We start from the raw sequence: 8434 nt of genomic DNA, 5'->3' as shown, positions 1-8434 counted from the left end.
TTTTTGCGGCATAAGGAAAATTGCTTTGTGGATAAAAAGCGGTAGAATTACGGCATGAAAAAATCCAAAGCCGAGAAAGCGGAATGGGACTTGTCTTCCTTGTTGACGGGCGACAACGATCCGGAAGCGGCAAAAAAGAGGAAAAGGGTGGAGGAAGAAAATCGCAAGTTTGCCAACAAGTGGAAAAACAGAGCGGATTATTTGGAAAACCCGGCGATATTGAAAGAAGCGCTGGACGAGTACGAGAAACTCAACCGTTTTTACGGCACTTCCGGCGACGAGGGTTTGTATTTTTACCTGCGTACGCAGCAAGACTCCGCCAGCCCGAAGTTGAAGGCGAAATTCAACGATATTCAGGATTTTGAAATAAAATTAAAAAACGAAATAAATTTTTTTGAGCACGGCATCGCCAGGATAGCTTCTGAAAACCAAGAGAAATTTTTGTCCTACGGCGGACTCGCGCCTTACCGACATTTTTTGGAAAAACTGTTCGCCCAAGCCCGATACCTGCTTAGCGACGAGGAAGAAAAAATTTTAAACCTGAAACATCCGACCTCTCACGCCAACTGGGTTAAAATGACCTCCGGCTTTTTGGCCAAAGAAGAAAGAGAGATTTTAACGGAGAAAGGGAAGAAAGAGAGAAAGCCGTTTGGCGAGATAATGAACTTGTTGGACCATAAAGATAAAAAAACAAGAGATTCGGCCGCCGCGGCCATTAACGACATTCTGGCCAAAAACGCCGACGTGGCCGAAGCGGAAATAAACTCAATACTGGCCAACAAAAAAATCAACGACGAGTTGAGAAAAATGCCACGGCCAGATCTGGCCAGACACATTGACGACGACGTTGAAAGCGGGACTGTTGACGCTTTGACGGAAGCGGTCTCCGAGAAATTCAAGATTTCCAAAAAATATTACGACCTCAAGGCAAAATTGATGGGCGTTAAAAAGCTGGAATATCACGAGCGCAACGTGGAGTATGGAAAGCTGGACAAGCGCTATTCTTACGAACAGGCCGTCGGGTTCGTCCGCGAAGTTTTTTCTCAAATAGACGAAAAGTTCTCCAAAATTCTGGACGACTTCGTAAATAACGGCCGCGTTGATGTTTACCCGAAAAAAGGCAAAAGAAGCGGCGCTTTTTGCATGACAGGACTTCCTTCCCAGCCGGTTTACGTTTTTCTAAATTTTTCGGGCGATTTAAAGGACGTGGAAACAATCGCCCACGAGTTCGGCCACGCCATAAACAGCGAATTGCAGAAGGAAAAACAAAATTCCCTGAACTTCGGCACGCCGCTTTCCACCGCCGAGGTGGCCAGCACCTTTATGGAAGATTTTGTTTTGGAGGAAATAACGCGGAACGCCGACGACGAAACAAGACTGGCGATAATGATGGCCAAGCTCAACGGCGACATCAGTACGATTTTCAGACAGGTAGCTTGCTATTCGTTTGAGAAAGAACTGCACAACGAATTCCGACGGAAAGGTTATTTGTCTAAAGAAGATATCGGCCAGTTATTCCAAAAGCACATGAAGGCCTATATGGGTCCGTTCGTGACGCAATCGCCCGGGACCGAAAATTGGTGGATTTACTGGAGCCACATCAGAAGCTTTTTCTACAACTACTCTTACGCCAGCGGGTTGCTTATCTCCAAGGCCATGCAAAATTACTACAAAAAAGACAGTAGTTTTATCGGCAAGGTCAAAGATTTTCTTTCCGCCGGCTGTTCCGATTCGCCCAAAAATTTGTTTAAAAATATGGGCATAAATATCAGCGACAAAAAATTCTGGGAAGACGGCCTGGCGCAAGTGGAAAGTCTGCTCAAAGAAACCCAAAAGCTGGCCAAGAAACTGAGAAAAATTTAACTTAAAAAATGGTAAACAAAAAACTGCTGGAGCATAAAAACGTGTACCATTTATTATTATTTATTTTTTATGTCCTTAAGAAATTTTTGTCCAATCAATCGGAATTTGGCCGGCCTTAATTAAATACTCGTTGGTTTTGGAGAAATGTTTGCAGTTGAAGAAGCCGCCGTCGGCGGAGTAGGGGGAAGGGTGGGCGGCTTTTAAAATCAGATGTTTTTTCGCGTTTATCAGATTTTCTTTTTCCTGGGCGAATTTGCCCCAGAGCAGAAATACGATGTGCTCTCTTTTGTCCGACAAGGCTTTGATGGCGGCGTCGGTCAGTTTTTCCCAGCCGATATTTCGGTGCGAGGCGGGAGTATTGGCTCGCACGGTCAGAATAGCGTTAAGCAGTAGCACTCCCTGCCTGGACCAGCCTTCCAGATTGCCGGTTTTGGGCATTTTTACGCCCAGGTCGGATTCTATTTCTTTGAAAATATTTATCAGCGACGGCGGCGGTTTGATTCCATTGGGCACGGAAAAAGAAAGTCCGTGCGCTTGCCCGCGGCCGTGGTATGGGTCCTGGCCTAAAATCACCACTTTGACTTTATCAAACGGCGTAAGGTTAAAAGCGTCAAAAATCTGTTTGGCCGGCGGATACAAAACTATTCCTTGTTTCATCTCCTCCATCAATTTTTTCTTCAGCTCCTTCATATACTCCGCGCCGAATTCATTGGCCAGAGCTTTCTTCCAGCTTTCTTCCATTTGAGGATTTATTGTTATTTCTTCCGGCATAAATCAAATTTCTACTAAACCTAGACTTATTTTAAGCGCCTCGTTGATATGTTTAATTGCAGCTTCGTTCAGTCTGCCTATTTTTAATACTAAACGTTGCTTGTCAATAGTTCTGATTTGGTTTAACAGAACAAGCGAATCATTTTTTAAACCAATACTTGAAGATTTTTTAATCAAGACTTCAGTCGGGTAAATTTTGTCGTCTTTGTTTAAAGAGGTAACCGCCGTGACTATAGTCACCGGGCTGTATTCGTTTGCCACGTTGTTTTGCAAGATCACGGCTGGCCTGGTCTTTTTTATTTCCGAACCGAGAGCCGGTTCAAAATTTACCAAGTATATTTCTCCCCGTTTTGGCGTTATTCGCTTTTTTGCCATACTTCGTTTTCTAAGGCAAACCAGTCTTTGGCCAGATCTAAGTCCCTGCGGGATCTTTTCATCGCGCCTTCCTGCAATTTTTTCCGCAGAGCGGTTTGACCAATTTTTTTGACATAAAAATTCACAGCTTCGTTAATAAGAGAGCTGCGTCTGCCTTTCGGGGCCAAACGGTCAATGGTTTTTATAGTCTGGTTGGGCAGGGTAATGTTTATCCTTTCAAAGTTTTTAAACGCGGTTTTCATAAATTTATGATACACATCTATAATGTGTATGTCAAATTTATTTAACCTAAGCCGCCTGTTTGACGGCTTTATCGTCCTCCCGCAGAAACTTTTCCAGATTTTCCCTGACTTTTTTGTGCCAGACTGATTCGCCGTTTTCGTCGTCGTGGGCGCTGGTAAGCTTAATATCCTGGTTCAAGTAAAATTCCACGATTTTTTTAACGCGACTCTGCCATTCTTTCCATGTAATATTTTGACCGCTTAGCATCTCCGTTTCCAGTTTGAGTTTTACGGCGTTTGTCAGAAACGTTTCGTAGTCTTTCGCTATTCCGGCCAGATCGGCCGCCCGGACCGCTTTTTCTTCGTTGGTTACGAATTGTCTATCGCGATGAGTGGCCCAAATGGCGCTTTGGACTCGGGAAATTGTTTCTTCGTCCTCGCCGAACTTTTTCAAAATTTCACCGGCAAGATGAGCGGAATACTCCTCCTTGCAAGAAAATCCTTTCTCTTTGTGATTTTCGTGCCAACCGGCATCGTGGAGAAAGTCGGCATAATAAACAACCTTATCGTCTATGGATATCCCTTCTTTGCGGCAGTTTGCCACAATTATTCTGCCGTCGTTCATTGATTCTTTGGCGTGGCCAAAGTTATGATAGGGAAAAGCGTCGCTGTAAAATTTTTCCACCCTCTTTTCAAACTCCGGGTTCTCAAAGAATTTCAGCTGTTCTTTCTGCGTATCAATTTTATTTTCAAAATTTTGCTTCATGAAAATATTTACGGCCAATTTCAATCATATTCTAGGCGGAAATTTTGCTAAAACAAACTGTTCAAAATTTTCAGCTTCCTTATGCGTGCGATTGGAATATTCTTGGTAAAATTCAAAAATTAAATCTCGCAATGGGTTTTTCTCAAATTTTTCAAAATATTCCTGAGATTTGTTTTTGAAATCGTCAATAGTGTTTATTCCAAATTGCTCAAGTCTTGCTTTCAAGCTTATGCTTTCCAGCAAAAATTTCTGGAATTGATCCTCGGTTGTTCCAGAAATTTTTTGCACAAAATCTTCATAGGTTTGCGGTTTCTCACCTCGTTTAAAAACATCGTTGTAAGTTCTTATAAATTCTTCGCAAAGCAAACTAAAATGTCCATCGCCGTAATCTTGTTTCAATTTTTCGTTCGCAAGTCGAGATATTTTTTCTTTTTGCTCGTCGGTTAATTGTTGAGATAATTTTTCAACAATCGGATTGATAATGCCATGAGAAAATTCATGGTCTTGATTATCAACATTATCGACATGGGAAATTATTATTTGTTCGCCCGGAAAGGCGGAAAAATTTCTGCCGGAGTTTTTCTTATAAAGCGGGTCGGTTGGAACGAAACTTAATTTTTTGACATCGGTCGTTTTAGAATACGGTTTGAAAAAATCGATAATCGATCCAATTCTTTTTCTGGTTTCTTCTATTCTTTGCAGTCGCTCATTTTTGTCTCGTTCAATTTCTACAGTAAATTTCTCCGACAATGGAGAAGCAGAAAAAGTTTGGTCAAAATTTTCCAGAAGAGCTAAAAATTTTTGACAAACTTCCTGAGGGTTTTTTACGTGTGGTTTATATTTTGCCGCCGTTTCCAAAACTTTTTCCGCTCTTTCCGGGTGCTGATAAGTAAGAGCGAGATTGTACAAAGTTTCTTCATCAACGCCTTCCTCGTAAAAATCTTTAATGGTTTTCAAGATTTCTGGATCTATAGGATTATCTCTAAAATATTCAGTTGTTTCTTTCGCCAGTGGAGTTTCGGTTTCTCCCCATTCAGGATTTTCTGCTTTCAGCAGCAAGGAAAAAAGTTGTGCCCCTCTTTCTTCTTGCACAACAATTTCCGGCGTTTTCATAACCTCAAAGCCGTGTTCCTTTTTCTCAGGTTCTTTTGGTTTTTCCATACTAGGATAAAATTTTGTTTCAAAAAAATGGTACTTATTTCAATCTTTTCACAAGTTCTTCCGGCGAGGAAATTATTTCTCTGAACAAAACATGGCGGCATAATTATTCGTCGCCACTTAACGCATAAATCGGTTTTCCGGCGGCTACGGCGTAACCAATCTCCAGGGTCGTGCTATTTCCGGAGTAACCGTCTTTGTTATAGACAAAAACGACATCGGTCATTTGAATTTTGTAAAAATGGTCGTGAGTTAAACCAAGCAATACAAACTTTTTGTAATCATTAGACATGTTTTCCCATTCATCTTGGCCGGAGTGCAAATATGGTTCAAAAACAACAACCCCGAGTTCTTTTAATCTCTTTCCAAATTCGCGTATCTCCGGTTTGAAGCGGCGACTGCCGCAAAGAACGACTGTTTTCATGGTTTTATTTTACACTAATCGTTTTTTAGCAAAAGCATATCCCGAACTTGTTTTAGTGTGCTTGCGCCGCTAATTTCTGTTGCAAGCGGAACGAAGTGGTGGACCTAGGGAGAATCGAACTCCCGCCTCGGCAATGCGAATGCCGCGTTATGCCACTTAACTATAGGCCCGTTTTTAACGCCTTTACTTTAGCTTATTTTTTAGAAATTTTAAAGGGAGCCGGAGCTCCCTTAAGTTCGCTGTTTGCCAAAAGCCGTTCTGTTACTTATTCGCCCGTTCCACGTATTCTCTGGATTGAGTGTTGACGACGATAACATCGCCTTCGTTGATGAAAAGGGGAGTGTTGATGGCGGCGCCTGTTTCCACTTTAACCTGTTTGCTTCCGCCTTGGGCGGTGTTGCCCTTGGTGGAAGGCGGCGCTTCCACGACTTTGAGCTCCACTTTAATTGGCAGTTCAATGGCGATTGTTTTCTCGTTGAATATTTTCGCGCTCACAACGGTGTTGGCTTTCATCAAGTCAACATAGTGTTCCACCAAGGCCGGCTCCAGCTTGAACCGCGCGGACGGATTATCCGTTTCGCAAAACCAGTGCTCGCCGCGGTGACTGTAAAGGTATTTTATCTGTTTGGTTTCAATTTCCGCCTCTTCAAACTTGTCCGACGGCTGGAAGGTCTTTTCCAGTACCTTGCCGCTGATGATATTTTTCATTTTAACCTGCGTTACAGGCTTTCTTTGCTGCATGCGCAGAAAATTAAACTCCACCACGACGTAGGGTTGTTCTTCAAAAACTATTATTTTTCCGGGCTTTAATTCGTTATAATTAAGCATATTTGATACCAGACATCCTAGAACGAAACCTTTATAAAATCAAGATGGTTGTATCTGGCAGATGGTACCCGTGGCAGAACGGGTGTAAAATACAAAAAAGCGAGAAGCGATGCCAGCGATGCCAGCGATGTCACGGAGAGTTATAAGTTTAAGATTTCATAATCACTCAAACAAATGCTTCAAAAAAACAAGGAAAACGAACGCGAGCTTTTGGAGTCGCGGCGCTTGGACAAGGAAACAAGCAGCGACGAAGAAGTTTTGGCCGCTTCGGTGAGTAATCCATCGGCTTTCGCCATTTTGGTGGACAGGCACCAGTCTTCTTTTATAAGAGCGGCGATGAAGGTGGTCAGGCAGAATGAGAACGCGCAGGACGTGGTGCAGGAAACGTTCATAAAAATATACCGCAACGCCGGAAAGTTCCGTAAAATGGAAGGGGCGGAATTCAAAAGCTGGGCGTATAAGATACTTTTAAACACCGCCTTCAACCACTATAAGAAAATGAAGAAGGAGTATGCCAGAAACGAGCAACTCAATCCGGTTTACCATGAGTAAAGAGCGATTTGGAAAGAAAACTTGACCGTAAGGGACTGGTCGCCAAAGTGTTGGTAAAACTGCCGCGTCACCTGGGCGGAGTTTTAAAAAAGTTTTATCTGGAGGACAAGTCGCAGGCGCGGATAGCGGAGGAAGAGGGGGTGAGCATAACGGCGGTGAAGATGAGACTGTTCCGGGCGAAGAAAGAGTTCAAGCGGATCGCGTTTACGGAAGAAAGTTTTTCCGCGGCGATGATTTGAGGGGTTAAGCGGGCGGCATGGGATAAACAAAAAACCGTGATAAAATAAAAAAGTGGTAAGCGAAAAAAATTATAAAAATAATTTTAAAAATTTAAACTTTAAAAACAAAAACAACAATTTGGATATGTTAAACACGGAATCGGGAAAATTTATAAACGGGGAACTTGATCTTGATATGGAAAGGCTGAAGAAGAGGGTAATGAGGAAAGTTTACCTGATCTGGTTTGTCCGTTCGGAATATATGCTGGTTGCCGTGTTGGGCGGCGTGTTCGGGGTCGCTTCCGCTTATATTTCCGTCGCTGACGTGTACAAGAACACGTTGCACAGCCCGTCTCTTTTCGGGGCATTTGGCTATCTCTTTTCCAGCTTTCTGACGGCGGATATTCTTTCCAAATTTTTGTCGGTTACGGTGACGGCGATGACGCTGTTTGTTGGGCTTGATTTTTTACGGAGAAGGAAAATCTCCGGTTTTTTGCCGTTTACGCATCTTTTTAATTAAAAACCTGCCGGCAGGCAGGTCTGATGGAGGAAAATATTATACGTTTTAAAAACCTTCCGGTTGGTCGCGGAAGGTTTTTTTTATTGATTTTTATGGTATATTTAGTTAGGCTACAAAAGCTTCGAAAACCAAATTTTGGAAAATCCTCTAGCCCCAGCCCTGCCTGCCGGCAGGCAGGCTCGCGGACTCGGCCGGCCGCCCCCGCCCAGGATTTTCAAAATTTGTTTTCTTCGCTTTGAAAAGTAAAACATGGACGAAAAGGAAATTCTAAAATTTTGGAAAGAAAATAAAATTTTTGAGAAAAGTTTGGAAAAAGATTCGCCCAAAGGCGAGTTTGTTTTCTATGACGGGCCGCCATTTGCCACCGGATTGCCTCATTACGGCAGCTTGTTGGCGTCTGTCGCCAAAGACATCTTCGGTCGTTACAAAACCATGCGCGGTTACCACGTGCGTCGCCGCTGGGGTTGGGACTGCCACGGCCTGCCCATTGAGCACATGATTGAGAAAAAGCTTGGGCTGAAGAGCAAAAAAGACATTGAGGCTATGGGGGTGGAAAAGTTCAACCAGGCTTGCCGCGAGGTGGTGCTTCAGACTGCCGACGATTGGAAAAATTACGTGGAAAAAGTCGGCCGTTGGGTGGATTTTGACAATTCCTACAAGACGATGGACACAGCGTATATGGAAAGCGTCTGGTGGGCGCTCAAGCAGATGTGGGACAAGGAGTTAATTTACGAGGGT

The 8434-nt window shown here is 43.2% G+C and carries 12 protein-coding genes and 1 tRNA gene; 5 read left to right on the top strand and 8 right to left on the bottom strand.

Annotated elements, in window-relative coordinates:
* Positions 1-54 precede the first annotated feature (54 nt).
* The gene (locus HUT38_04235) at positions 55-1863 is read left to right on the top strand and encodes a M3 family oligoendopeptidase (GenBank protein ID NUQ57661.1); all 1809 of its coding nucleotides are present in this window, start codon (positions 55-57) and stop codon (positions 1861-1863) included.
* A gap of 75 nt (positions 1864-1938) precedes the next feature.
* On the opposite strand, the gene ung is transcribed toward HUT38_04235, so the two are convergent.
* The 8 genes from ung to HUT38_04195 form a co-directional block, all read right to left on the bottom strand.
* Positions 1939-2604, bottom strand: a complete 666-nt coding sequence (gene ung, locus HUT38_04230; protein ID NUQ57660.1) for a uracil-DNA glycosylase — start codon at positions 2602-2604, stop codon at positions 1939-1941.
* Between the two features lie 33 nt (positions 2605-2637).
* Positions 2638-3009: a type II toxin-antitoxin system PemK/MazF family toxin gene (locus tag HUT38_04225; GenBank protein NUQ57659.1), complete on the bottom strand. Its 372-nt coding sequence runs from the start codon at positions 3007-3009 to the stop codon at positions 2638-2640.
* A complete protein-coding gene (locus HUT38_04220) occupies positions 2991-3251 on the bottom strand; it encodes a hypothetical protein (GenBank protein NUQ57658.1) in 261 nt (86 codons plus the stop codon). The genes HUT38_04225 and HUT38_04220 overlap by 19 nt, the downstream gene beginning before the upstream one ends.
* 46 nt (positions 3252-3297) lie before the next feature.
* Positions 3298-3996, bottom strand: coding sequence for a hypothetical protein (locus HUT38_04215; protein NUQ57657.1), 699 nt, complete (start codon positions 3994-3996; stop codon positions 3298-3300).
* Positions 3997-4020: 24 nt separating this feature from the next.
* Positions 4021-5157: a hypothetical protein gene (locus tag HUT38_04210; protein ID NUQ57656.1), complete on the bottom strand. Its 1137-nt coding sequence runs from the start codon at positions 5155-5157 to the stop codon at positions 4021-4023.
* A gap of 103 nt (positions 5158-5260) precedes the next feature.
* On the bottom strand, positions 5261-5578 hold the full coding sequence (locus HUT38_04205) for a hypothetical protein (protein ID NUQ57655.1): 318 nt from the start codon (positions 5576-5578) through the stop codon (positions 5261-5263).
* Positions 5579-5674: 96 nt separating this feature from the next.
* Positions 5675-5748, bottom strand: a tRNA-Ala gene (locus HUT38_04200).
* 91 nt (positions 5749-5839) lie between these two features.
* On the bottom strand, positions 5840-6406 hold the full coding sequence (locus HUT38_04195) for an elongation factor P (protein ID NUQ57654.1): 567 nt from the start codon (positions 6404-6406) through the stop codon (positions 5840-5842).
* 174 nt (positions 6407-6580) lie between these two features.
* Here HUT38_04195 and HUT38_04190 point away from each other — a divergent pair, with 174 nt between their 5' ends.
* From HUT38_04190 to HUT38_04175, 4 genes are all read left to right on the top strand, one after another.
* Positions 6581-6958 (top strand): sigma-70 family RNA polymerase sigma factor, encoded by a 378-nt coding sequence (locus HUT38_04190; GenBank protein ID NUQ57653.1) that lies wholly within the window; start codon positions 6581-6583, stop codon positions 6956-6958.
* 8 nt (positions 6959-6966) lie between these two features.
* On the top strand, positions 6967-7197 hold the full coding sequence (locus HUT38_04185; protein NUQ57652.1) for a sigma-70 region 4 domain-containing protein: 231 nt from the start codon (positions 6967-6969) through the stop codon (positions 7195-7197).
* A gap of 52 nt (positions 7198-7249) precedes the next feature.
* Positions 7250-7696 carry a hypothetical protein gene (locus HUT38_04180; GenBank protein ID NUQ57651.1) on the top strand — a complete coding sequence of 149 codons (447 nt, stop codon included), beginning with the start codon at positions 7250-7252 and terminating at the stop codon, positions 7694-7696.
* A gap of 249 nt (positions 7697-7945) precedes the next feature.
* Positions 7946-8434, top strand: a 489-nt coding sequence (locus HUT38_04175) for a class I tRNA ligase family protein (GenBank protein NUQ57650.1), incomplete at its 3' end; no start/stop codon positions are given.

The organism is Candidatus Paceibacter sp. (assembly GCA_013360865.1).
GTDB lineage: Bacteria > Patescibacteriota > Minisyncoccia > UBA9983 > UBA9983 > SURF-57.
This window is presented reverse-complemented; position numbering and strand designations above follow the sequence as displayed.

What these genes read in the sequence shown, in the direction of transcription:
- HUT38_04235 (NUQ57661.1), top strand. Translation starts at nt 55, where the DNA reads ATGAAAAAATCCAAAGCCGAGAAAGCGGAATGGGACTTGTCTTCCTTG.
- ung (NUQ57660.1), bottom strand. Translation starts at nt 2,604, where the DNA reads ATGGAAGAAAGCTGGAAGAAAGCTCTGGCCAATGAATTCGGCGCGGAG.
- HUT38_04225 (NUQ57659.1), bottom strand. Translation starts at nt 3,009, where the DNA reads ATGGCAAAAAAGCGAATAACGCCAAAACGGGGAGAAATATACTTGGTA.
- HUT38_04220 (NUQ57658.1), bottom strand. Translation starts at nt 3,251, where the DNA reads ATGAAAACCGCGTTTAAAAACTTTGAAAGGATAAACATTACCCTGCCC.
- HUT38_04215 (NUQ57657.1), bottom strand. Translation starts at nt 3,996, where the DNA reads ATGAAGCAAAATTTTGAAAATAAAATTGATACGCAGAAAGAACAGCTG.
- HUT38_04210 (NUQ57656.1), bottom strand. Translation starts at nt 5,157, where the DNA reads ATGGAAAAACCAAAAGAACCTGAGAAAAAGGAACACGGCTTTGAGGTT.
- HUT38_04205 (NUQ57655.1), bottom strand. Translation starts at nt 5,578, where the DNA reads ATGAAAACAGTCGTTCTTTGCGGCAGTCGCCGCTTCAAACCGGAGATA.
- HUT38_04195 (NUQ57654.1), bottom strand. Translation starts at nt 6,406, where the DNA reads ATGCTTAATTATAACGAATTAAAGCCCGGAAAAATAATAGTTTTTGAA.
- HUT38_04190 (NUQ57653.1), top strand. Translation starts at nt 6,581, where the DNA reads ATGCTTCAAAAAAACAAGGAAAACGAACGCGAGCTTTTGGAGTCGCGG.